Origin of the sequence: Cohnella phaseoli, from assembly GCF_003386235.1 — a bacterium.
Taxonomy (GTDB): domain Bacteria; phylum Bacillota; class Bacilli; order Paenibacillales; family Paenibacillaceae; genus Cohnella; species Cohnella phaseoli.
In genome coordinates, this window is sequence record NZ_QRDZ01000013.1 from 62,686 (window position 1) to 87,454 (window position 24,769).

Below are 24,769 nucleotides of genomic sequence, written 5' to 3' on the forward strand. Positions count from 1 at the left end.
TTCGCTGCTACTATCGCATGTTCGGCATAAACAATAAGGCGCTGCCGGTTAGCTGGCAGCGCCTTCGCCTTTACGTGTAGCTGCGCCTCGCGGTGTTATACCTTTTTTTATTCGCATCCCGTTTAAAGGAATCCATGCGAAGCGTTGTTTGCCCATCAATATGTTTTTTGGTTTCGTACAGCGGCGGTGAGTAGCGCGGCTCGATGGATTGATTGCCCACGATCTACGGCACCGGATCAGCAATCGAAGAAAAAAATAGCCTTGGCAAAAAGGGGATGTGAACGTTGTACGCGAGAGTAAGGGAACTGCTAACTCCGGAGGAACGGCTGCAATATTTGCAAATACCGCCTGATCTCGGCGAATGGGAATTGGGCACTTATTTTACATTTACCCAGCATGACCTTGAGATCATCCAGCAGCGACGAAGAGATTATAATCGACTTGGCTTTGCCGTGCAGCTGTGCGTACTTCGCTATCTCGGCTGGACGCTTTCTGACGTAACAGAAGTGCCGGTTCAAGTTCTTCGTTATATTGGAAAGCAAATCAATGCCGATGTGGAGTCTTTTACATCTTACGGCGAACGGGAAGCCACCAAATACGAACATCTGGAGGAAATCCGGAAGGAGTATGGGTACCAGACATTTACCTTGAGCGAGTATCGTTCTTTGTGCAAGCATCTTTTTAACCATGCAATGGCAAACGGCAATCCCTTACACCTGATCCAGCTCGCACTCGAAGATTTACGTAAGCGTAAAACCATTCTACCCTCAATGGCCACGATTGAAAGAGCAGTTTGGGAAACTCGCAAACGGACAGAAGAAAAAATATTCAAGCTCCTCAGCGGTTCACTTACAGAATTACAAATTGCTAAGCTGGATCGCGTCTTATCCACTATGCCGGACAGCAGCAAAACCTACCTGGCGTGGTTAAGGGAAGTTCCAGGTACCAGCTCTCCGGATTCTTTTTTGAAGGTTATTGAAAAGCTCGAATACATACGGGATTTGCAGCTGCAAGTCGATACGAAAGGCATTCATCCGAACCGGCTGCGGCAGCTTTCAAAAATCGGTTCGCGTTACGAACCTCATTCCTTCCGCCGCTTTAATGATCCGAAAAAGCACGCGATTTTAGTAGCGTACCTATTAGAACTGATTCAGGATTTGACAGACCTGGCTTTCGAGATTCACGACCGGCAGATCATGATACTGCTTTCCAAAGGGAGAAAGGCTCAAGAGGAACTTCAAAAACAAAACGGGAAATCGATCAATGAAAAGGTTGTTCACTTTGCCGATCTTGGGGCCGCTCTTATTAGGGCCCGAAGTGAAGGTACTGATCCGTTTGTTGCACTTGATGCCGTTATGCCGTGGGATCAGATCGTCGCATCCGTGGAAGAAGCTAAACGGCTGGCGCGGCCCGTAGATTACGACTATTTGGACTTGCTGGAAAAGAAATTCTATGCTCTTCGGAAATATACGCCAACGCTGTTAAAATCCTTGGAGTTTCGGTCAACCAAGTCGGCAGAGCCGCTAATGAAGGCGGTCGATATCATCCGGGAAATGAATGAAACCGGAAAGCGAAAAGTTCCGGAAGGAGCACCGCTGAACTTCGTTTCGAACCGCTGGCAAAAGCACGTTTACGACGATGACGGAGCCATCAATCGGCATTACTACGAAATGGCTGTCCTGACAGAGCTGCGGAATTACGTTCGTTCCGGGGACGTTTCCATTGTCGGAAGCCGTCAGCATAAGGACTTCGAGGAATACCTTGTACCGAAATCTGACTGGAATGGTATCGATCCTAACGTTACAAAGCTTGCCGTTAGCTTGTCAGTAAAGGAATATCTTGAGGAACGGACTGAATCGCTTCTTCAAAGATTAAGCTGGGTGCAGGACAACATTGACGAGCTGGATGGCGTTAATTTGGAGAACGGGAAATTGCACATCGAGCGATTGGAGAAAGCTGTTCCCGATGAATCCCGGAATTTCAGCCTTTCCCTCTACGAGCTGCTGCCAAGAATCAAACTAACGGATTTGCTCATGGAAGTAGCCAACTGGACGAATTTTCATGAGCAGTTTATTCATGCTTCCAGTAACCGCGCTCCAAATGAGGAAGAAACGACAATCCTTATGGCTACCCTTATGGCAATGGGAACGAACATTGGGCTAACAAAGATGGCTGAAGCTACGCCGAACATTTCATATCGGCAAATGGCCAATACAACGCAATGGCGGCTGTACGAAGACGCAATGAATAAAGCGCAGGCTGTTCTTGTTAATTTTCATCACAAGCTGGCGTTGCCCTCATACTGGGGAAACGGCACGACCTCATCATCTGATGGAATGCGAGTCCAGATCGGAGTTTCGGCGATTCACGCAGATGCGAATCCACACTACGGGACCGGAAAAGGAGCTACGATTTATCGGTTCGTGAGCGACCAATTTTCCACATTCTATACAAAGGTCATCAATACGAATGCTCGGGATGCCGTACACGTCATCGATGGTTTGCTCCACCATGAAACGGACTTGGCCATTGAGGAGCATTATACGGATACAGCCGGTTACACCGATCAAGTCTTTGGTTTAACGCATTTACTTGGATTTCGCTTTGCGCCACGCTTACGCGACTTGGCTGACTCCAAGCTCTACGCTATCGGGAAACCTTCCGATTTCCCTAAATTAGAGAAGCTGCTTCGCGGACAGATTAATACAAAGATTATTCAAGAGAACTATGATGATGTACTCCGTCTGGCTCACTCCATCCGAGAAGGCACCGTTTCAGCATCACTCATTATGGGGAAAATCGGCTCCTATGCAAGACAAAACAGTTTGGCTACCGCGCTGCGGGAAATGGGGCGTATCGAGAAAACGATCTTCGTCCTAGATTACCTTTCGAGTGAGGCACTGCGGCGAAAAATCCATCGGGGGTTGAACAAAGGGGAAGCTATGAACGCATTAGCCAGAGCGATCTTCTTCGGCAAACATGGCGAGATGCGAGAACGTGCGCTACAAGACCAGCTCCAACGGGCAAGTGCATTGAACATTATCATCAATGCGATTAGCGTTTGGAACACTGTGTATCTCCAGCAAGCAACTGAACACCGTAAAAAGCAAGGTAAGCTTCGGGAAGAACTATTAAACCATATCTCACCCCTTGGATGGGAGCATATCAATTTCTTGGGCGAATACAAATTCAATTTTAGGCAGAATACGTCTCTCAATTCATTACGGCCGCTGAAACAACAAGAAGTCGAATGAGCAGTGGTCCGGGTTATTACCGCCCGGACTCTTGGGCTTAGAGTAAGAAAAAACGCTAGACTGGTCACGTCCGAAGGCTTAGCGTATATTTTCGTTAAAATGTTGGCGGGCCCCCTAATAGAAATGATGAAAAATGGACAATTGGGATATCTGAACAAAAAGTACATTTCTGCACTAATGAGTCTTGTAATCGATAGAAAAAACATAGCCAAAATTGATTAGGAGGATGCTACAAAAGAATGATTAACGGATCAGATAATGAAAAGTTTAGTGCATCCCTAAGGAATGTTGCAGGAAGGATAACCTCTTCACTTGTCGATAAAATATTTAGCCCATTCTTGCTTGGGCAAGTAAACTTAGATACATACATTAGTTCAGTAGAAGGTTATACATTCATCCAGGAGCATTTTGAAAGAAACTGGCCACTTTCTGCTCATTTTGAGATGTCAAAGCAGGATACATTTAGGACTATTAAAAAAATGGTCGAAGACGGACTTGAGAATAGGATCGTACAAATATTGCATGTAAAGTTGTCCACTCTGCTTGAACAGTATAGAATTGCTTTAGTTGAGCAGAAGGCGCTCACAGAAGACTTGAAAACGAATACAGTTCAACTGGACGTTCTTCATAAAATTCATGATGTTCACACAGAAATGTTAGAATACGCAGAAACAATAGCAAGAATTAAAATATATCTGCAGGCAAAAAACAGATTGTCAGAAATAGAAAACGAAAACGGAACAAAAGAGATGTCTTACGACTACCAAACAACTAGTGACGATTGGCAAGGCAAGCTCTATGTATTCCAACGGAAGATTGAAGGTGGTAATGTTGATGTAGCTGATGGAATAGGCTACATTAGCGAAAGATGGGTCCGTGCAATGGGGCTAGAAGATGGAGACATTGTACGGCCGATCAAAAGGATTCCACTTCAAGAAGGAATAGGTTTTAGATATGAATTTAATTTAGTTGAAAAACGAAAATGTAAACAACCATTCCAAAGAGAATTATTATCTAAATGCAGGATTAGTACGAACAATGTCGTAGAATTTTACGAAAATGGGCAGGAAATTATCCTGAATAATAAGAAAGAGACATTTTTGCTTTCATATACAGAAATAAAAAGGAAAGACCTAAAGACAGGAGATATTATCGATATTGCTTTTCCTAGTGGTAAACCTCATAAGTATAAAGTAGTTTGGAAATACGAATAAACGGTAAGCTCCTTTTACTATAGGAGCTTTTTTTGTCTTACGGGTATCGATGGCCTGCACGATCAGCTGCAGCTTGCGTCTTGGTTCTTAGGATGAAGGACAGATTCGCGGTTGGTGCGGAGACGACCGGTCGCGATATTCGCACCGGCGACACGGCCGACATGATCAACTTCAGTACGTGTCCAGGTTCGCCGATTGAAGCCTGGCTTTGATCTACGTACGGGTGTCGGCGGCCAACGCGAACAATTGTTTCTCACGCTCCTGGTTCTCTGCGGCGACGTCGAAGGCCAGTACGATCAGTGTGGCTTGAGCTGGGTTCTCCAGATGAAATCCGGCTAACGCGTTTGGCTCACTGGCAACGGCCGGCATGATCAGTTGCAGATGGCGTCCGGGTTCGCCGATTTGATGCCCAGCTTGATCAGCACACGGGCGTTGGCGGCCAGCGCGAGCAGATATAGCTCGCGCACCTGGTTCTCCGACGGCCGACTCGACCAGCTGCATGATTCTCCACTCTGCTACCCTGTTCGTAGACGATGACGAGGGGTACGGGACGGGGAGATGTTGAAGATGAGTCAGATCGAGTCGATCAAGAATATGCAGAGCAAAGGGCTGGCTGGGGCCGAGCGCGATCGCGGAACGGATGCAGATCGACCGAAAGACGGTGAGGAAGGTCATGGCGTCGGAAGAACCGCTGCTGCCAAGCGGCAAACCGATTACGGTGTACCTTCGTCTATTCGGCAAGCAACGAACCGACAGCGTCGATGTCCGAACCACGCTCAGCCGCCTGCTGCAGAACCCCGGCGCCTGGCGAAACAGCCAGCTGCGATAAGCGATTCCGGATGCGCTTCGTGAGGAGCTGGACAAGTTGGAACGCACCGAGCTCAAGGAAACGCTGGCTACGATGTAGCAACTCTCCGGTCGCTATGGATTCGATACCGCCTTGCAAGCGATAGAGGAAGCGACGAAGCTCGGACGGCTCACCAGCGCAAACAGCGTCGTGCTTGCTGCAAGGCTGGCCTCGTTTGAGCCGGAGGAAAGCCCAAGTGTCGATTTGAGCGTGTATGACCGAATGCTGGATCCTGCCGGCGGGGTGAGACCATGAACATGGCACGGGAGCGTGAGGCGTTAGCGCCGAAATCTCAGCCTTCTGCAAGAAGCTTGTGCTCAGCCAGCGCGCCGTCCAGCTATGCGAGACGGAGGCGACACCGCGGCAGGAAGAGTTCTTGCACCGCGTGCTCGTGGAAGAAATTGAAAGCCGGGAGCGCAGCCGCCGAGCCAGGCTGCTTAGCCGTGCCGGTTTTTCCGGTCTACAAGAAACTGGACGGTTACGAGCGACATGGTGTCAAGCAGCCAAGCTCCCTGCAGTGGAGCGATCTGACGGAAGGTACATTTATTGGGGGCCGACGGAATCTCGTCCTTTACGGCCGGTCGGTACCGGCAAGACGCACCTGGCCATTGCTGCCGGCTTGCGTGCCTGCGAACTGGGCATACGATGAAGTTTTACCCCGTTGCCGAACTTGTGATGCGTCTGGCCAAGGCGAAGCGCGGCGGCCCGCAATCACCCGAAAGAGTAACTGCGAGCCGTCCTCTTGTCGACGGGGATATAGCCCCACTCGTCAAGGATGAGTAACTGGTAGCGGTGGATCTCGCTCATGAAACGCACAGCTACGAGAGCCGCAGTCTGGTCATTACGACGAATCTGGAGTTTTCCAAGTGGGGGACTGTCTTCACCGATGACCAGATGGCCGCAGCCATGATTGACCGTTTGGCACATCATGGGCACCTGCTCGTTTTTGAGGGCGAGAGCTACCGGATGAAGCCCGGATTCGCTTTGACGCGGCGATATACAGCTTCACGTTTTGCGCGCCGGCGGCATCGACTGGCATGATCAACCGCAGCAGCTCATTTTGGCTCTCCGTGGCGATCGGCGAAACTGCGATCTTGGTTCTGGCATTTCGCTTTGCAAAGCTGACGATTTTTCAAAAACGTACCGACCGAATATATCCCTTACATACAGAAGAGCCGATTCCGGAAGAACGTATATCCGGACGAAGCCCAACATGGCCATAAGAGCGAGTGCAACTACTCATCAATTTTGTCAGCCATTCTACTGCAAACTTCGAGCATTTCTATGAGCGCTCGAATAACATTCCTGGATGTCCGAGCGTAGATGGGCGAAAAGCATGGGTACTGGTGTCGCATGAATCCGATCAGTAAGGCGGGTAGAAGTAGACGTCTTAGGCCGGCAGGCGACCGCTTTTTCCCGACTGACTGTTATTTGCTGCTCGTTATGCTTGACTTCCGCTGCGGATCCACATTCCAGATTTCATCAGTGCGATCGCTATTTAGTCAAGGCTGATAGCTTAAAGTCCACATTTAATATCTTATAATCGTATATCTTATCACATAATATAGCCTTAAACATCGATTTTCGCGTATTGTGGCACTACCTACCTACAGTTACGTTTGCATATTCTTCTCTCCTTTGAAACTTTGGGTTTATTCTTCTCCCTTTTCTCCATCCTAGAGGTTTCGTTTTTTTCTAGACCATTCGATTATTTCAGGTTACATGAAACGGATCTAGATACGACTAAGAATGTGTGGGCGGCCGTCCGCGCGCTATATATCGAAATGGGTTTAAAAGGAGGTCTACGATTCAAGATATTTACGTCTAGCTGAAGAGTTGAAGGAAAAGGTCAAACCGCATTATTCCGAAGTCACAAAAGTAATTGATGTGACGGTGACATATAAAGCATCAAAAAGAGAGACCCGAACAGACCAACAGGCAGACGAACGCCAAGATGGAGGGAGAAGATTAAACGAATAATAATATTATGTGATAAGATATACGTTGATAAGGTAATGAAGGCGCGCTATAATGGAAACAGATGTTCTTAACTATGCGAACGGGGGAACTCCATTGAAAATGCCAATTCCGTATGTCCTTACTCACGATTCAGATTTTCAACATGCCATATGGTTTCAATGGCCAATTTCTGTATTCAACGACGGTGATTGCATCTACGAAGGTGGGATCGTAGATGAGTTTGACGATGTGGTCGTTCTGATTAACAACAAGCTATTTTTCAAGCATAGTTGGCAATTTGTCCGACATCTGGCCGTTCAGAACTCATAAGAGCCATAATAATTATTGTTGATCGATTCAGAATCTATCATCACGAAAGAATAAGGGGGTCATATCGTTGAAAAAAAATTCACCTGTTATTAAAGATTCAAAAGTTGGCCGTATTCTTCAAGTACAAGAAATAATTGATTTTTTTGTACTCTCAGAAATTATGGAAACCCCGAGATATCTTCAGGAACTAGACTCTCGCATGGTGCTATTTTTTAAGGGAGTTGGCGTTAATCTCTCCTACATGAGCAGACGCATTGCCTTTATGCGCGAGAAAGGCTACCTGGTACAGCAGTGGGATGACCCAGTAAATCGTGTGAAACATTATTGCCGAATCACTGATGCCGGCCGCGAATACTTTATGATGATGCTCCGCGACATTCCCGGGAAGATAGAGAACGGTCTATCATTCTATCAAAGCATAAGCGAATACACCGCTAAGCGATATGCGAAATGGGATATTACCCAATAATCCAGAGGGGGATCTTAACCATGGATAGATCAATCGATCTGATACTCGACGAACTTAAAAAGTCACTACCTTTTGAAGCTGTCAGTTATCATGAAAACAATCAAACGAAAGCATTCATCAAAAATGATTGGTATGAGTGGTGGGCAAGCACGGTTGCAGGCAGCCTTTACAAAAGTGAAGTTCGATCAGTTACAATCGAACCTGGTCAATATATTGTCGTCATCTGCAGAGTTTGGATCGGAGAAGTCTATCATGATGGCAGAGGGTTTGAGGATCTTACGAAAAAAAGTAACACCTCACTTTCGACACTAGTGGATCTTGCCGAAGCTGAAGCTTTTCGCGCAGCGTTTGATAAATTTCAGATGGGATGGCATAACCTTGGGAAGTATCAAAAATTGAACATACCTTTAGCAGCTTCGCATAGGAATTGCATTAAATGTCAATCCGCATTGACGACCGAAGATGTAAACTATTTGCGAGAACGTCCTCATATTAAAAATGACTATCACCGACATTGCATTCCAAGTCACCTAGATCGATAAAAACATTGATTCCGGCTCATATTATTGATAGGATACAGATAGATATTATTTCGCCATGAGCATTTATGCAAGAGATTGACGCCCTAGAGGACGTTCTTTCCCGTTTGCCTATGCAAACGAAGGAGAACGAAGCTCTAGGGCTTTTTTGCATTTTCTAAGGTTTACATTTTATTACAAGGAGGAAATTACGATGACTGAAGGTTTATTCAATCCACTTGCATTTCTTGAACGTGTTGGTGACGATTTGTATGCTAAGGCCATGCGGTTTTTGATCGAAAGCTACCCTGATGCAACCTGGGAAGTGACTCGTTATCCGGACAAAAAGGGAAGACTGATCAATCCGTATTTACAAACAGATGTTGGTTATTTCGTCGAAGTCACTGTAATTGTCAATCAGATCCGCAGGAGTCACCTGCAGGCTGTTCTCGACGAAAACGGTGCCGTGATCTTCGAGGGAGCGACCGCTCATGAAATCCAAACCGCAATACAGGATTGTTTCCTCATCTGCGTTGGATTACATGGATTACACCATCAGTTTTGGTCCTTTGTACAAGGTGACGAACCGGCAAATGAAAGAGTTGTTGTTGAACCCATTCCGGAAGAACCACCGGTGCGACAAGATCCTGCTGAGCAGATCGATGTCTCAGCGACCGAAGATCACATTTTTATATTAAAGGAAGTGGACGTCGTCGTCGGTGCAAAGAAACCCTACTACCGCCTTGATCTTCAGCTTGGGAACCAGATTTTCGAAGTACGGGTACCTGAACATATGATCGAGGAGTTTGATCGGGCAGCTTTTCGAATCGAGGAAAGACTTGCAGTTTCTGCACGCCGCGTACATTCTCCGCACGGAGAAATAACGGTCATGCAGGGCTTCAAGAAAATTTCTGCATAATAATCTCATGTAAAGGAGTTTTAAAATGACTTATTTATTGAATCGCTGGAGCGGAATCGGAAACGTAGCAGCAGATCCTCAGACTGGAAATATGGGTGACGGATCGCCCTGGGCTTCCTTTCGTATCGCCTGCGATCGTCCTTATGATGGTGATGATGGATTGGACGCTGACTTCATTCCAGTAGTCGCAAAATGGGATTTGGCCAAGCAAGCCTCAAGGCTGATAAAAAAAGGACGTCTTATTTATGTTGAAGGAAGAATCTCGGTTAGAGGTTCCATAGACGGAAGCGGCCCGCAGATTGAGATACATGCAGAATTTATACGCATGCTAGATGAACCACCACAGGGAGTTAGCCGACTTAACAAAAGTCAAACTCGAACTGAAAATCCGCGATTTGAATATTTTGGTTCTCGGGATCTATCCTCAGAACAAGGCGATTCTAGAACAAGACGAACTGGACCTATTCCAGCCAACGGTGGCCGTCCATTTCGTTCTCCTTCACACAATGTATAGCTAGATCCACATTTTATATGGTACCCGTTCATAAGAGCTGCTTAGCAGCATCTTACTGAACGGGTTTCTTTTGTAACCAATGAAACTTATAGGGTATCGAATCAGTACCTGGCATCAGCGCGCCGTGCGACACTAACGCTGACGGAGAAGCGATTACATCTAATCGACGTAAAAATCCCGTGGTGAAATATGGCTAATCATGGTAAGATATAGCGAATAATTCCTATCAGCTCCTATTTTGAGGAGAAACGTTCTATTTCGATTTTTTTCTATAAAAAAAGGTGGGTTCAAATGAAAAAGATATTTGGTTTATTTTTTGTTGCTTTTCTAATGATGTCTTTGGTTGCGTGCAGTATTAAAGCTGATGAATCAGCTGTCTCAGAATATTTAAAAAAAGTAACTGATGATCCAGAAATAGCTGTACACATTTCAGGTGAACTAGACCTTGAAGTCGAAAAATCGATGAAGATAGGCAATATAAAGGAATTTTACTTCTGGGTTCGAATTCCGGTTACAGATACGTTTGAGAAGTTAACTAATGCCGAAAAATACAAGCTTTTAAAGAGAACAACTGAAGAGATTGAACCAAATTTCCCACACGCTTCACCATTTAACTGCGGAAAAAATGCAGTTTGTTTGATTGATAAACTCATATTCAATTATGAAGATAAGGAAGGAAAAAAATCAAAATCCTATTCATTTGATCATGAAAAAATGCATACAGCTACAATCGATAAAGGAGATGGATCCCCACGTTCAACAAGTGAAGAATACAATCCAACACCAGAGAGAGTTACACCTGAGAAAAAACCTGAGGTGAAGGTTGGAATGACTGCTGACGAAATTACTTCTATTTTAGGTAAACCGGATGAAATATTAAATACAGAGCCCGATAGTAAAGGGGAGGTGCGCTATCGTTGGCGGTACGAGGGAAGAGGATACATCTATTTTGCAGATCATAAAGCTTTGCAAATTCTATTCAATGATTAGTTGATCCTTTATTCGTAAGTCATTAACTGCATGTTCTAGCCAAGCACACGCTTATATATAAAAAAAACCCAAGTAATGCCCGGCAGATAGCACGCCGAAACCTATCCCCAAGTAGGAGAGGTGCAGCTGGCTCTTGTGACTGGCCATATATAACCAGGCTGCACCCAATTCGTCAGTCGTTTTTTGGATGTTTTGTGTTCTGTCCTTCCTGTACATCCAGGCTACTTTGAAAGCTCATTCTCCCCAATATGGATATTAGCTAAGGTGCCGAAAGTTAAGAAAATCATTATTAATATACCAAGATAAGAACTTTAATTATTGGTCTATTTTTCTAAATACAAATTATCCAGTGTTCAATTTGAAGTGCAATATGCTATACTACAATTAGTTCAAAGTTCTGTCCGCTAGAAGGACATTTTTCGCAATAACAGCCCTATCGGGTGCAGTATTTCAATGTGTTTGATTTCAACAAACACGTTAAATGCCTGCACAATCGATAGGGCTTTTTTGTCGTTTCCGAAGTTTTTGTCTATCTACTGCTTCAATGAACGATTTTGAATGGCATTCTATCCAGTTCATCAGCTCGTTTTTGAAGATTTATCCACTTACGTTTCCAGGTTGATGGACGACCGTTGAAAATATCCGAGGTTAGATTCCAGCAAAAAAACAAAGTCGTTATCAGGGAAATTAAAAACATCCATACCGACCAAACACGGACGTACTGAGGAGTGTGATAAATGAACCACTCTGAAATAATCCCGAGCTTGATTAAAACAACATCGAACTGATCCGGAAAGCAGAAGACAGGAAAAAACGAAAGAAAGCTAAGTGTTACAAACAAAACTGCAGCTTGCATGACACGAATGAAAGTGAAGCAGAGCCAAACGAAAATCATTAATAAGAAAACAAGCGAAAAAACCAGTATGAACGTACGATCAGTTCCGTGTCCAAATATGAATTGATTGATTGCGTAAAGAAAATAATCAAACATGAAAGACACCTCACATTCTTATTTGTGCAATATTTATCTTATGTAATTTATATTATCAGATAAATATTGCACAGACAAGAATTAGTTGTCTGTCCATTCTGACCAGAAAGGAGCACCCAACGTAATACACTTTTCATTGATTAGGAGGTATGTTGTTCGTGAAAATTAGAAGGCTTATTGCGGTTCTCCTATTGACATTCGGGTTAAGCCTTGCCGTTGCTGCACCTACATTTGCAAAGAATGATCTAGACTTCAGCAAAATTGAAAGCGTTCAGTCTGGCACTGGAACTGAGACTGCAATAACGGATACGCTCGATAAATGGGTCTTGAACCTCCGGATTGTGGGCGTCATTCTTGCAATCCTAGCGATTGTACTCGGAGCGATCATTTTTTCAATGTCGCTCGGGAACTCTCAACGAAGGGGACTTGGTATTTCTGCAATGCTTTGTGCAGCCATATCAATAGTAATTATCATAAAAGCTCCTCAACTCGCCGGCTACTTCATCAATCAGACTTAGAAAATCTAGCCCTGCAAAAGCAGGGCTATTTTTAGAAAGGGGAATTCAATTGAGAACTCGGATGCCCTTCGACACTGAAAAGGAAAGAAAGCCTCTCAAAGTATTGGAAATGAGTTTCTCTTGGAGACAAGTGGCTTACTTGTCTGTTAGCCTACTGGCTTGTATTCAGTTGATACAGTATACCTATGTCGATTCATTTCCTCTTGTTATGAATATCATCATCATTGTTTTGGATTTGCTTATTTTCGTTCCCTCTATCGTTTTCGGATTTATCAAGAATGAAGCAACTGCTTTATTCTTGGATCGACACTTAATCTATTATTTACGTCATGAGAAAAGAGAGAGCGGATTGTGGAGGCGATAATTACGTGGATGATTTATTAATGTTTTTTTTGCTCGGCTGCATTGGTTATATCATGTACCGCGGTATTACTGGAAAGCCAATTCTGCCCTTTCTGGCCAACAGGAAGAAAAAAGATACCGATCAACGGTCTGTTAAAAAAATCAAAGAACTGAAAGGTGATTTTAAAGAACTTATCGGCTTAAAGGACATCCATGGAAATCTCCTGGAGTTAATACCTGAGAATAACATCCGGACATTTGTAGGTGCTATTAAATGCAGACCGATTAACTATGATCTCAGATCGCTTCAGGAACAAATTGAGACAGATAACCGCTATGAAGAACTATTAGCGAAGCTGTCGCTTGGACCAGGGCGCGAGGTAAAGTTCGCAATCCACGTACAGTCCAGACCAATCGAGTTAATCGACCAATTAAAACAGTATCACGAAAATTTCAAAGATTTAAATGAAATCGCGCAGCGTTATGCGCAAAGTATGTTCTATCCCTTTTTGGAACAATGGCAGAACTCCGTTGATGAATTTAGTTACTCAAGGTACTTCTTTCTCATCCTTGATTATTCTCCAAAGATGTTGGAGGGACTTGACGAAGATAGTATCCTAGCAAAAGCCCAAAATGAATTTCTGCGACTCTCCGGAAATGTGATTAGTTCTTACAGTTTAATGGGAGGAGCATCAGATGTGTGTGACGCAGAAGGTCAGCTCGAATCGCTCTATTTTGCTACACATAAACGTAATGCATCCATCGAAACCATTCGATCGATCCTAAATCGACCAGGACGTCTGTCCAATGTCGTGACATCAAATTATGAGCGAGAGCCTTTCCGAGTAATCGACGACATGGACGAATTGGGGGATGAAATTGCTTAAAATTAAGAATCTGTTTCAAAGATTCCGAGGCAAAAAAACGGAGAAAATCGATTTAAGTAAGCTTTCAACGCTTAAAGGTGAAGATGATTCTCTCGTTCCTACGCTATCCTATTTTGATTTGGTTGGACTAAATGGACTTGAAATTCCGCCAAATATTAGAGACCGTGGCTATCAAAATGAGGGGACGTCTGGGGACTACCCATTTAGAACCTTTATTCTAGATTTTGGTCCAACTACATTATCAACCGGAACTCTTGATGCACTGTATAGAGCAGGAGCAGTGAATGTCACACATTATCTGACGAAATTGACAAAGAGCCAAGCTGTACGTTTGTACAAGCAGGCAGCTACTGATGAAGGCTCAAGATTACTCAACATGATCAAATCAGGGAATGACATTGAAGCTCGCGAAGCTCAGAAATCTCTCGATGCTGCAAACCGCTTATTAGAAGAAATCAGTGACGGTTTCAACGATGGTTTTTTAAGTACTTGTCTTGTTACCATTTTTGCTCGTGACGAGAAGGTCCTGGATCAACTTGGAATGATTATGCAAGATAATCTGATTGGGAATGACCACCATCTGCGTATTGCATACAACAGACAAAAAAGTGGATGGATTTCAACACTTCCCATTGGGAATAATCGATTTACCGATAAAAACGACCGTCGCTTTATGGATCGAACAGCTATTGTTGCAGCATCACCCTTCTACAGTTCCGAAATTCCATATAGTGGGGGCGTTCCAGCAGGAGTAAATCAGCACACCGGTACTATGGAGTTCTTGAATGTTTGTGCAAAATATTTACCCAATTACTCTTCTTTAATTGTTGGCGCGAGTGGATCAGGAAAAAGCTTCTTTAATAAATTTGTTTCCAGCTCCCAAATCCAATTGGGTTATAGAATTTTTTCGATCGATCCGGATGGGGAAAACGGGCCAATTTGTAGATTATTAGGAGGAAGAGAAGTAGAAGTGCGGGAAAACGCCGACGTCTGCTTAAATGTCTGCGCCATTACCGAAGAGGAAGTAGAAATCACACTTCCGACTGGTAGAAAGGTTAATCGTGTAGTTGTTCCAGTTGGACCCAAGACCGGACAACTCGTGAAGTTTTATGACAAAATCATGGAAGGCCTTACTCCGGAGGAAAAAGCAATTGTTAAGGTAGCAATTAAAAATACATTTAATCAGTTTGGTATCACTGAAGATCCGAAATCCTTATATGAGCCTGACAAAACGCCACAGAATATAAATGGAGAGATCACTTATATTCATGTTCGAAAACGAGAAATAACATTAAGTGATATTTACTGGCAAATGCTTCTGGCTACAACGATCAATCCTGACAAAAACACATTCGCATACGAGCAGCTCAAAGATCCTCTGGCTGATCGTTTACTTCGGGTATGTCGTGGTTATCTCCGTGACTTTCCCGATGGTAAATTGCTTGATGGACAAACCAGTTTTGGCGACGGCCATTCGGTCGATAGCTTACTTGATAATATTAGCTGGATAAACTTCAATATTAAAGCGATTGAAGGCAGCGACATCTACGATATCGTCATGCACATACTCTTTGTTCTAGGATGGGAGTATTTTGTAAAACGCCCATCCCTAAGAAAGTATCATAAACGCATAAAACTTGAGGAAGGATGGCGTATGAAACGGGTACCCGGGGGCATGGAATTTGTCGAAGACTCTTCCCGTCGAAGCAGAAAATACAATGCTGGAATTGATGTAATTACGCAGGACTTAAACCCATTCATTGATGACGACAATGGGAAAGCATTGGTTAAAAACGCAACCTCTGCAGCTTTCTTCAGAATTGGGCAGATCGAAATGGATGAGCGGTTGCAGCTCAAAAGCATCTTTAACTTGAGCGATGGTGAACTAAATATCATCTGCCAACGTCCGCCTGAAGATGAGAACGACGATAGCAGAGGCATGTGTATTCTTCGAGTGGGAGGAAGCACCGCTTACATCAAAGTTACAGTTAGTGAAGAAATGCGCCACTTTATCGATACAGACCCTGATTGGCTATATCAACACGGACTCCTGCCTGAAGTGGAGGAAGCAGTATGAAGAGCTTCAGCACAATTGCTAGGAAACCTTTTCATTTCTTATCTATCAAGAAATACATGGTTTCTGTCATTCTGTTGGCATGCATTTGTGGTTTTTTCATACCTGTCGCATTTGCAGGTGATCCTTGGTACATCAAACCGATTACCTGGATTCTCGATTTTTTGCTCGGTTTACTTGGCGGAATACATGATCCAATGGACCACGTGTTTAATGGAGGATGTGCGCCTGCAGATAACTACTTTCGAGGTTGTCCAGATTACTCCGTCATGGGGATGTGGACCGAAGGACAATTCAAGCATGTAATTTATCGTGGATTTATGCTTTTTTCCGTCTTTGCATTTTTTATGATTACTGCTTCTATTATCAAATCTGGCGTGCTTCTATCCCTAAAAAGTCTATCATCGACGATGAAACTTGAGGTAAATGACGCCCTAATAAAATCTATCATTGCAATTGTCCTATTATTTCAGTTCTTTACTCTAACCGGAGCTCTTTTTAAGGCGAACAACCTCATAGTTGATCTTGTGAAAAGAGATTTGACGGGCGGAATAATTGTTAAAGATTTCAATAACAACGTCATCGAAGGTGATGGTCTCGTTATAACAAATGAACGTATTGTCATGAGTGATCTCAATACTGGGATGAGCCAAATGGAGTCACCGATATCTGAAGCTGCCGTTTCTCTCGTAGCCAAAGGCGTTTCAATATGGTGGGAAGTATTTTATTTGCAGCGAAAATTAATGATCGGGTTGCTTCTCGTTCTCGCACCGCTTTGGATTTGTTGTTTGTTTTACCCAAATCTACATTCGATAACTTTTACCGCCATGAAAGAACTTTGGTCACAGATTATCGCTCAAGCTCTACATGCTTCTCTATTTTGGTTCTACTTTCACATCATGGATGATCAAATGGGCTGGTTCCAAGCTGTAGTTGCAATGTGTCTCTTTATTCCGATAAGCGAAAGCGTTCGATTTATTTTCGGTGCAACTTCCGGAACTGGTGGAAAGCTTGCGATGATCGGTACTCTTACTGGTGCTGCAGGATTGATGAACATGACTAAAGCAGTAACAAGCCTCGGGAAAGGAGCTCTTAATGCAGGTGGTGCACTTGCTGGTCAAAAATCCGGAGGATCACAGACTGGACGCGGAGCCTCTTCTGGTGGCGGTTTTGGTCCTGCTCAATTCGGGCAAAGTATGCTAAGTGGATCATCATCTGCAGAACGGGGAGGCGGAGGAATAAACCCTTCTGTCGCGAGGACGAACACGCCTTTTACAAGACGACTGCGTGCAGCAGGTGAGTTTGGCGCCGGCATTGGATCAGCAGCTCTGCGTTTGGGTCTTGGCTTTGCTGGCTCTGGACTAGGCCCAGCTGGAGCTTTCATAGGAGGTGAAGTAGGGGCGAAAATGGGAGACAGGGCTGGTTACAGTGCAGGCGCAGCAAGTTTTGTTGGATCTAAAATTGCTGCCCAAGGAGCCGTTAACGGCGCAAAGAAAGTGGCTGCACATGTAAAGCAAATGCCGGGCACTTACCAATCTGCATACTCAGCTTTAACACCAAGAGACGGGGATGTTCCGACAAGAAAAATACGCGCTCTAGGCAGCGCAATGCGCGGTCAAGGGAAGCAACCTTCGAGTCCGCAAGATGAAGCTCACTCTTTGGCCTTAAATCGCGAACAATCAGCTGAACGCTGGGGGGCTGCTGGAGAAGTTGTCATGGGAAGGGGCGGATATGAGCAGGGAGATGCGTTTGCTAGAAGAAACGTACCAGGCCGTAAATTAAGCGCAGGTCGACTTAATGATATGAAGCAGTCCGGAGTTAAGTCTGTTTATACTGTTGAAAACAACAATTCAAGCGTTCTAGCTTATAAAAACCCTAACGACAACTCCTTTGTTCCAATTTCAAACTATAGTCGAGGAAATTCCTCACTTCAAGCCGGCCAAACCGTTGTTTCACAGTATTCAATTGAAGGGGAAGGGAATTCAGTTCGTTTGGCTCCTGTAAAAGAACAGGTCAACGTTAAAGTAGAAGGCGGCGGTTCCTCAAAACCTGAATTTGCTCCAGTTTCATATCTTTATAACAATGGTGGCAAGAGTGCATATAACGGAAAGACTGCCGATCCTCATCAATTTATTGGGAGTGGGAATGAGCAGAAGTCCCAACATGTAGATTTGTTACGAAAAAAATTCGTAGATAAATACTGACAAGTAGTTGGAGAGCCCTACAGTCAAGTAGGGCTCTTTTAAGGAGTGAAAGATTTGGATCAGAACCAAGATGGCCAGGATTCAACAGTTCGACGAATAGGTCAAAAAGGGATGGATGTTGCTAAAGCATTTGCCAAGCGTGCCATTAAAGAAGTTGCAAAAAAAATAATCAAAAAGATAGTAAAAGTCCTTTTTAAACTAATTGCCAAAGCTATCTTGAAAGCAGTGATTTGGTTTGCTGCTACGATTGGTTTACCTGTAACGATCGCCATTGTAGCAGTATGCTTTTTTGCTGGGGCAGCTGTCTTTATCGGTAGTCTATTCGGATGGTTCGATGACGATAGCAATGTCGACATAGAAGCATTAAAAGCAAGATATGAACAGTCAGTAATTGATACATCAAGCGAATTTCCAAAGTATCGTGTACCTATTTGGATTCTACAGGCAATCGATAATATCCGCATCTTAAAAGAAGACCGTGAGCCTGATCAAATCGATCCGGAGGGAATTGCTGAGAAATTAACTGCTGAACTGTTCCCCAAAGAATTGAAAAATACAATTACAATTAACGGAAGTGTGACTTCATCTACTACGATTAAAGTTATGGAAAGAGCAATTGCTTGGAATCGGGACTATAAATATACATATGATTTGATTACTGATGAGCGAAAGACTGTGAGCAAATCACGTACAACTGGGTCTGAAGAATCCGGTGGTACATCTTACGATGATACTACAATAACTTTCACTCATTTTGAACTTCTATCCGAAGTTCACACGTACTCGCCAGAAGCTATTACGATTGAATATTTCTACGAACCCTATATTGATACTGAGTACCGCAGTGCTTCTCGACCACTCAAGGCCAAGGATGCTGGTGATGAAACTGGTACGTCTAGTAGAAGCGTGACAACCTCAACTTGGAAAAAAAGCCCTGAGATAATTAAAGATGTTGAGTGGTTAGATGAAGATTCCTACGTTGAAACATTTACCTACAGTTATGCGATGAGCACCAAGAGCGACTCCTCAAATAGTACAGTAACTTTGAATGAATTTACCGGAGAATCTGAAAGCAGTTCCACAACTATTGAAAAAATTAACACTTGGAAGATCAAGAAAGATGAAGAAATAGTTGACTTCACGAAGTTTAATGATGCGCTCGTTGCTTACGGATATACGGTTGGCGATTTTGATTATCTACATGATGCAATTGAAGTAAATGACCCTAGTTTAAACTCAATTGAAGGGTATGATCCGCAGTATCTGCTTCCCGATGAGGATGGATTCGGAGGATCAGAAGGTGGAACCGGAGGTGGGGGTTATACTGGTGGTACTATAGCCGATTCTCCAAACATTCCTGGCAGTAAAGAGTGGGCATACCCCACGCTCACGAACGCAGTGGTCACAAGCCCTTATGGCTGGAGGATTCATCCCGTAAAGAAAATACGAAAATTGCATAAAGGAATTGACATAGCAAGGTCCGATAGAAGTAAGGATTATCCAATTTATGCTGTCGAGGCTGGGACAGTAACCTGGGCCGGGTTTAAAAATGACGGCTATGGCTACAGTGTCATGATCACACATCGAGATGGAGTGGTAGTGCGATATGCACATATGGTCGCGGGATCATTACAAGTATCAAAAGATGATGAAGTTAAAAAGGGTGCTGCATTAGGGATTATGGGGCAGACAGGCCTTGTAACTGGTATTCATCTCCACTTGGAGGTATATGTGAACGGAAAACCAGTTAATCCTGCTGGATACTTAAGGAGGGAACCATGAAGAAATTAATTATCATAGGGATCTCTTTATGGATCGTTGCTATTTGCTTTATTATTTTTATGAGTCGCACAAAAAATGAAGGATCTGAGGTACCTGTAGTGCCAAATGTTCTGCCTGAGAGTATTTCGATTGATGACGGATCTGCTGCAGAATGGGGAGACGAATTTGAGGAGACTCTTCCTCCAGAAGTTGTTGCAGAGCAATTTTTTCAGTTCATTAACATTGGCGATTACGATACTGCATCTGGCTTTATTGAACCAAATGTTCTAATGGACTATATTTCATACCATAAAGAATTAAGTCCGCAAGATGCATTCATTAGTTATCTCAAACTCTTCAATCCTAACGAGTTAAAATCATTAAGAATATCTAAAAGTAAGTGGGACGGCTATTATCAAAAAGTAACTGTTTCAACTAAGTTGAATACGGATAAACCAAACACATATACACTTTCATTTCGAGAGTTTTCTGAGCGTGGTCATAGTGGTAAAGAAAAATATTGGCTAATTGTAAAAATAGACAATTAATCGATATTAAAATGATCAGCATTTATTGAAGAAACTGAGCCTACTGTAGAAATATCGTAAGCATTTCCGTATGAACTTACCATAAGGTAGAAACCACGTAAACTTTCCCGGAACTGCAGAATCCGAAAAAGTTTAAGTGGTTTTTTTCTTTCCAATAAAAAACAGTCAAACATTATTTTCAAAGGATGTCGCAATGTGAGGTCGGACAAAGTAGACTACCGAAGTTGTCTACTGCTGATGCTTCAAGCGGTTAATCTCCAGTTCAACCCGATGCCTCTCCGCAGATGCTCCCGCATGTCCGCTCTGCCGCGTCGGCATCGCGCTCCCGAATCGCCTGCGTCAGCGTAGTGCTGATCGTACAGAGTCCCACTCGCTCTCGCTGACTAACCGTAGCAAGCGGCTGTGGTTCAGATGCAAATTTATCTGACGGGTGTCGAGCCAGGTATTCCGCTTGCCGGAGCTTTCGAACAGAATGGTGGGGGGAGAGCCTGAACAGCTTCCGATTGTCGTCCTGATACTCCATGTACGCTTGGTGATCTCGGAAATTCGCTTCAACGCCTCGATGCACCTTCGCTGGAAACCATCCGCACTCCATCTGATCCCTTTGAGAATATTCATGAAGGCAATAACCACGGTGATTGCTGGGTATTGACAGATTCCCTCAACTGGGATTTCATGTAGAGAGGAGACGATTAGAGGAAAGAACAATTAAACGAAGACTACATAGGAAAAATAAAGACTGGAGCTTGGATTGCTATGAAATAACAGAACGTAAGCACAACCGGTGCACGCGCCGTCTCGACTTCTCAGGGCAACAGTAATGCGATCCTGAACGGACGGAGCATCGACCATTTAATGTTATTTCGAAATCTCGGAAAGCCTATCGCCGTCTAGGCTTATAGATGAATCTGCGAAAACGAAGACTGCGATATAAATTAGATTTATAAGACCTAAGTGATGGAGTTGAAGTCGTCGATGAAAATTTTTATTAGTCATTCCAGTTTAGATAATCGGCTGGTTAATCCACTTATGGATTTAATTCAAACACAATTTGGCTTAACACGAAGTAATTTTTTCAATACTTCGGATGAAGAATTGCAAGCAGGTGGCCAGTGGATAGAAGAAATAAAGCAAGGTATGCATGATTCGTCCCTGGTATTGCCCGTGATTACTCCGAACTACTTAGAGAGCGCATTCTGCTTATGTGAGCTTGGAGCAACCTGGGTGAAATCTGCGGATCTCATTCCAATTATTGTTCCGCCACTTGATTATAAAGCGCTAAATGCGACACCATTCCGATCGGTTTATCAAACAGTTTCGCTTGATTCTGAGGAAGGGTTAACGCGCTTGTATGACGCCATTACTAAACGAGGCATCGGTCAGGGGAATGTGACTCGGTTCTTAAGCAGAGCAAAACAGTTTAGTGAGCGAGATTTGGCACCCTTTATCAAAGAAATGGAACAGCGAGAAGTTGTAACGCCTGCGCTAGTAAAAAATTTAAAGGCTGATGTTGCGCGTTACAAGGAAGCGTTTGAATCATCCGAGTCAGAAATGGATCAGCTGCGTGAAGAAAACAAAAAGTTGCGGCTCATGAAAGATGCAAAGGAAGTAAAGCAGATGGATTATGAGCGAATGGATGAGTGGGACGAGTTCATGGCTGCAGCCGAGGAAGCAAAGTCGATTCTTAACAGTTTGCCACGTTATGCGGTAAGCGTTTTGTACCAAAATTATAAGTCGAATCACGAAGGCTTTTTTCCGGAATCTGATGATTTCTCGAAACTAACAGATATGGAAAGTGAGGGAATGGTCATCTACGATAGCGGTTGGAAACCTGATTATGGACATCCGAAAATAAAAAAAGCAGATGCAGCGCTCGATAAATTGAAGGCAGTTTGTGGAAATTATCCTCACCTAGAGGAACGTTTCCACGAAGAATATCCTGATTGTCGTTTCGGTTTAAGATATAGCAACTTTTGGGAAGCAATTTTCAAAATTTCCATTTATAAGACCAATTAATAAATTGCTAAATTTCGGAGGACTAGAGCGCACCTCGGTGGTCGCAATGACCGATCGTCCGGCTGCAGACTGGCTATCTTTGTTTTCAGTGCCAGCAGTGGATCGAGACGAGATGCCCTTCAGCTCGATGATGCCGGTATATTTCCGGTTATAAGATCGACCAGATTCATAAACTTAAAATCGATACACCGATTTGTAGCGACAGAAAGTTGGTAACATGCCTTTGCTTGCTATAATTGAGTTTAGGTGTAGATGTTACCAAATTCCTGTCGCGGATGTTTCAAAAGTTCTGTCGTTGGGATGGCTCCTGTTTCAAATAAATTGAATACGGATAAACCAAACACATATACACTTTCATTTCGTGAGTTTTCTGAGCGTGCTCATAATGGTAAAGAAAAATATTGGCTATATAGACCGCAATTAAGATCATAACCTGACAAGCAAACGATCGATGGTTTCTAGCGGATGCTTGTTGACTCGTTTCATGAATTGGCTCACGTGAAGCTTAATCTTATAGAACTTCTCGAAAAAGACGTTATTAACGACGTCCGCTTTAAGCCATAACCATAATCCTTCGACAGGATTTAGATTCGGACTATACGGCGGAAGAAAGACCAACTGTAGACGTGGATTCTCTTCCAGAAAAGGCTGTAGACCAGTCGCATGATGAATGCGGCTGTTATCCAGAATTATGGCGATTTTGCCACTCGGATAGGCCGCAAGAATGTCTTGTAAAAAGCGAATAAAAGCGGCTACATCGGCCTTTTCTTCTTCACGATGATGAACTTGACCCGTTTCGTAGTTGATCGCACCAAATAGCTTGGCGCCTTCGTGTTTGCCGTAGGTCGGCACTTTGCGCTGACGCCCTCGTGGAAACCAATTGTATTGTAAGGCTTGATAAGAGCGAATCATGGATTCATCTTCAAATAGGAGATGTTGAATTTCTTCGGATTCCACCTGTTTCTTAAGCCTGGCAAACGTATGCTTACGGAACACGGCCTGCGCATCCGGATCTGCTTTCGCAAGGGTATAGGTTGCTTTAGTGAAGCTGAAATTCATACGTCTCAGCATCGCGCTAATGCCTCTAACGCTCATCACAACATCAAACTCACGCTTGATCCACTCTGACACAAGTGGAAGCGTCCAGGTATAATGCGCTTCAAAGCCGACATCAACCGGTTGCTTTTGTTCCAGCAAAGCGGCTAACTGATGACGTTGCTGATCGTTGAGTTTGGGCGGTTGGCCGGGAGAATAATCCATTTCAAGTCCAGCAAGGCCGTGTTTCTGATAATCCCGCCAGTAAATACTGATGGTTTGACGAGCCCGGTCAAGCAACTGTCCAATTTCCGAAACCGAGAGTCCCTCCAGATGAAGCCGGACGGCTAGGTATCTTTCATAGAGGCGTTTATCCGGTGTTTCTCTCATGGCTTTGTTTAACCGTTCTATCTTCGCTTGCGTACGTTTGGTGCTGTTCATGTTCATCGCCACCTTGGGTTGAAGAATACTATTTATTACCCAGGTTGGCCACGAGTTTGACACGGGTAGCTCATTAGTTGCGGTTTATATAATTGTAAAAATAGACAATTAATCGATATTTAACTGCGTTTCAATTGTCCCAAGCATTCCCATATGAACTTACCATATGGGAAAAACCACGCAAACTTCTCCGGAACTGCAGAATCCGAAAAAAAGTTTACGTGGTTTTTTTATTTCCAAGTTAATCAGTCTAAATCTTTATTTTCAAAGGATGTCGAAGTTCATTAAGTCGAGCAAGTAAACAATCGAAGTTGTCTATTGCTGATGCTTCAGACGGTTAATCTCCAGCTCATTCATTGAGGCTTTCTGGTATGTAAACTCAACATCATTCTTAATAGAGTCGAGTTTCTTATCCATCATTTGAAGAAGAGAAAGTACGTCTGCAGGTATCCCTTCTGCCAACAGGTCAATCTTTTCTTCTACACGGTGAATACTCTTAGCCACAATATCAAGATCTGTCCTGATCAGATCAAGTTTTTCATCTAGAAGCAAACTAATTGCTTTAATTAATTCCTCGTTCATAATCTCAACCCCCACTCAAAATCATAAACTCACTTACCTTTATTAATGACAATCATAAAACTGTTGTGTTGGGTTAAAACTGCTCCTTAAACTCTATACCTCGTTTGATTATTATAGCACGAGATTAAGCCTACATATACTCGGATTACTCGACCTTCCTATGTGAACAAGCCGACGTCGGGATCCTGCAGGAAAGCGAGCGCAGTTTACCTTGGATTTTCTAAGGATCCGCCCACCTACTTTCCGAACCACGGCCGGTCTTCCCTGGATGTCGAGTTCGGTTCCACCTCAGCAAAAACTCAGTGACTATCGCCTATCCAAGATCTCGCGGCTGCGCTGCAGTCTGGAGATGAACG

At 43.7% G+C, this 24,769-nt stretch carries 20 protein-coding genes; 18 read left to right on the forward strand and 2 right to left on the reverse strand.

The window, feature by feature from the left end; all coding sequences use genetic code 11:
* Positions 1 to 284: 284 nt before the first annotated feature.
* From DFP98_RS17035 to DFP98_RS17135, 18 genes are all read left to right on the forward strand, one after another.
* Positions 285 to 3,254, forward strand: a complete 2,970-nt coding sequence (locus DFP98_RS17035) for a Tn3 family transposase (protein WP_116061814.1) — start codon at positions 285 to 287, stop codon at positions 3,252 to 3,254.
* A 239-nt stretch (positions 3,255 to 3,493) separates the two neighbouring features.
* Entirely contained in the window at positions 3,494 to 4,468 is a 975-nt protein-coding gene (locus tag DFP98_RS17045; protein ID WP_116061816.1) for a hypothetical protein, read from the forward strand.
* 673 nt (positions 4,469 to 5,141) lie between these two features.
* Positions 5,142 to 5,297 (forward strand): hypothetical protein, encoded by a 156-nt coding sequence (locus tag DFP98_RS39110; RefSeq protein ID WP_220377123.1) that lies wholly within the window; start codon positions 5,142 to 5,144, stop codon positions 5,295 to 5,297.
* A gap of 111 nt (positions 5,298 to 5,408) precedes the next feature.
* Positions 5,409 to 5,570: a hypothetical protein gene (locus DFP98_RS39115; protein ID WP_181917744.1), complete on the forward strand. Its 162-nt coding sequence runs from the start codon at positions 5,409 to 5,411 to the stop codon at positions 5,568 to 5,570.
* A 537-nt stretch (positions 5,571 to 6,107) separates the two neighbouring features.
* The gene (locus DFP98_RS40250; protein ID WP_220377124.1) at positions 6,108 to 6,356 is read left to right on the forward strand and encodes an ATP-binding protein; all 249 of its coding nucleotides are present in this window, start codon (positions 6,108 to 6,110) and stop codon (positions 6,354 to 6,356) included.
* On the forward strand, positions 6,353 to 6,538 hold the full coding sequence (locus DFP98_RS17055; RefSeq protein ID WP_116061817.1) for a hypothetical protein: 186 nt from the start codon (positions 6,353 to 6,355) through the stop codon (positions 6,536 to 6,538). Before DFP98_RS40250 ends, DFP98_RS17055 begins: the two co-directional genes overlap by 4 nt.
* A 1,133-nt stretch (positions 6,539 to 7,671) precedes the next feature.
* Entirely contained in the window at positions 7,672 to 8,073 is a 402-nt protein-coding gene (locus DFP98_RS17065) for a helix-turn-helix domain-containing protein (RefSeq protein WP_116061819.1), read from the forward strand.
* 20 nt (positions 8,074 to 8,093) lie between these two features.
* A complete protein-coding gene (locus DFP98_RS17070; RefSeq protein ID WP_116061820.1) occupies positions 8,094 to 8,615 on the forward strand; it encodes a hypothetical protein in 522 nt (173 codons plus the stop codon).
* A 190-nt stretch (positions 8,616 to 8,805) separates the two neighbouring features.
* Positions 8,806 to 9,510 carry a Sak single strand annealing protein gene (locus DFP98_RS17075; RefSeq protein ID WP_116061821.1) on the forward strand — a complete coding sequence of 235 codons (705 nt, stop codon included), beginning with the start codon at positions 8,806 to 8,808 and terminating at the stop codon, positions 9,508 to 9,510.
* A gap of 25 nt (positions 9,511 to 9,535) precedes the next feature.
* Positions 9,536 to 10,024 (forward strand): single-stranded DNA-binding protein, encoded by a 489-nt coding sequence (locus DFP98_RS17080; RefSeq protein WP_116061822.1) that lies wholly within the window; start codon positions 9,536 to 9,538, stop codon positions 10,022 to 10,024.
* A 291-nt stretch (positions 10,025 to 10,315) separates the two neighbouring features.
* The gene (locus tag DFP98_RS17085; RefSeq protein ID WP_116061823.1) at positions 10,316 to 11,014 is read left to right on the forward strand and encodes a hypothetical protein; all 699 of its coding nucleotides are present in this window, start codon (positions 10,316 to 10,318) and stop codon (positions 11,012 to 11,014) included.
* Positions 11,015 to 12,163: 1,149 nt separating this feature from the next.
* Entirely contained in the window at positions 12,164 to 12,523 is a 360-nt protein-coding gene (locus DFP98_RS17095) for a hypothetical protein (RefSeq protein ID WP_143762645.1), read from the forward strand.
* 368 nt (positions 12,524 to 12,891) lie between these two features.
* Positions 12,892 to 13,752 carry a hypothetical protein gene (locus tag DFP98_RS17105; protein WP_116061826.1) on the forward strand — a complete coding sequence of 287 codons (861 nt, stop codon included), beginning with the start codon at positions 12,892 to 12,894 and terminating at the stop codon, positions 13,750 to 13,752.
* Complete coding sequence (locus DFP98_RS17110; protein ID WP_147310217.1) at positions 13,739 to 15,829, forward strand: VirB4 family type IV secretion system protein; 2,091 nt, start codon at positions 13,739 to 13,741, stop codon at positions 15,827 to 15,829. The genes DFP98_RS17105 and DFP98_RS17110 overlap by 14 nt, the downstream gene beginning before the upstream one ends.
* On the forward strand, positions 15,826 to 18,030 hold the full coding sequence (locus DFP98_RS17115; protein WP_116061828.1) for a tape measure protein: 2,205 nt from the start codon (positions 15,826 to 15,828) through the stop codon (positions 18,028 to 18,030). Before DFP98_RS17110 ends, DFP98_RS17115 begins: the two co-directional genes overlap by 4 nt.
* A gap of 54 nt (positions 18,031 to 18,084) precedes the next feature.
* A complete protein-coding gene (locus DFP98_RS17120) occupies positions 18,085 to 19,812 on the forward strand; it encodes a M23 family metallopeptidase (RefSeq protein ID WP_116061829.1) in 1,728 nt (575 codons plus the stop codon).
* Positions 19,809 to 20,339, forward strand: coding sequence for a hypothetical protein (locus tag DFP98_RS17125; protein WP_116061830.1), 531 nt, complete (start codon positions 19,809 to 19,811; stop codon positions 20,337 to 20,339). Before DFP98_RS17120 ends, DFP98_RS17125 begins: the two co-directional genes overlap by 4 nt.
* 975 nt (positions 20,340 to 21,314) lie before the next feature.
* Complete coding sequence (locus tag DFP98_RS17135) at positions 21,315 to 22,355, forward strand: toll/interleukin-1 receptor domain-containing protein (RefSeq protein ID WP_181917745.1); 1,041 nt, start codon at positions 21,315 to 21,317, stop codon at positions 22,353 to 22,355.
* A gap of 426 nt (positions 22,356 to 22,781) precedes the next feature.
* Here DFP98_RS17135 and DFP98_RS17140 read toward each other — a convergent pair whose 3' ends face one another.
* Positions 22,782 to 23,831: an IS630 family transposase gene (locus tag DFP98_RS17140; RefSeq protein WP_116061833.1), complete on the reverse strand. Its 1,050-nt coding sequence runs from the start codon at positions 23,829 to 23,831 to the stop codon at positions 22,782 to 22,784.
* Positions 23,832 to 24,146: 315 nt separating this feature from the next.
* Complete coding sequence (locus DFP98_RS17145) at positions 24,147 to 24,413, reverse strand: hypothetical protein (RefSeq protein ID WP_116061834.1); 267 nt, start codon at positions 24,411 to 24,413, stop codon at positions 24,147 to 24,149.
* Positions 24,414 to 24,769: the final 356 nt, after the last annotated feature.

What these genes read in the sequence shown, in the direction of transcription:
- DFP98_RS17045 (WP_116061816.1), top strand. Translation starts at nt 3,494, where the DNA reads ATGATTAACGGATCAGATAATGAAAAGTTTAGTGCATCCCTAAGGAAT.
- DFP98_RS39110 (WP_220377123.1), top strand. Translation starts at nt 5,142, where the DNA reads ATGGCGTCGGAAGAACCGCTGCTGCCAAGCGGCAAACCGATTACGGTG.
- DFP98_RS17055 (WP_116061817.1), top strand. Translation starts at nt 6,353, where the DNA reads ATGATCAACCGCAGCAGCTCATTTTGGCTCTCCGTGGCGATCGGCGAA.
- DFP98_RS17070 (WP_116061820.1), top strand. Translation starts at nt 8,094, where the DNA reads ATGGATAGATCAATCGATCTGATACTCGACGAACTTAAAAAGTCACTA.
- DFP98_RS17075 (WP_116061821.1), top strand. Translation starts at nt 8,806, where the DNA reads ATGACTGAAGGTTTATTCAATCCACTTGCATTTCTTGAACGTGTTGGT.
- DFP98_RS17080 (WP_116061822.1), top strand. Translation starts at nt 9,536, where the DNA reads ATGACTTATTTATTGAATCGCTGGAGCGGAATCGGAAACGTAGCAGCA.
- DFP98_RS17085 (WP_116061823.1), top strand. Translation starts at nt 10,316, where the DNA reads ATGAAAAAGATATTTGGTTTATTTTTTGTTGCTTTTCTAATGATGTCT.
- DFP98_RS17110 (WP_147310217.1), top strand. Translation starts at nt 13,739, where the DNA reads ATGAAATTGCTTAAAATTAAGAATCTGTTTCAAAGATTCCGAGGCAAA.
- DFP98_RS17115 (WP_116061828.1), top strand. Translation starts at nt 15,826, where the DNA reads ATGAAGAGCTTCAGCACAATTGCTAGGAAACCTTTTCATTTCTTATCT.
- DFP98_RS17125 (WP_116061830.1), top strand. Translation starts at nt 19,809, where the DNA reads ATGAAGAAATTAATTATCATAGGGATCTCTTTATGGATCGTTGCTATT.
- DFP98_RS17135 (WP_181917745.1), top strand. Translation starts at nt 21,315, where the DNA reads ATGAAAATTTTTATTAGTCATTCCAGTTTAGATAATCGGCTGGTTAAT.
- DFP98_RS17140 (WP_116061833.1), bottom strand. Translation starts at nt 23,831, where the DNA reads ATGAACAGCACCAAACGTACGCAAGCGAAGATAGAACGGTTAAACAAA.
- DFP98_RS17145 (WP_116061834.1), bottom strand. Translation starts at nt 24,413, where the DNA reads ATGAACGAGGAATTAATTAAAGCAATTAGTTTGCTTCTAGATGAAAAA.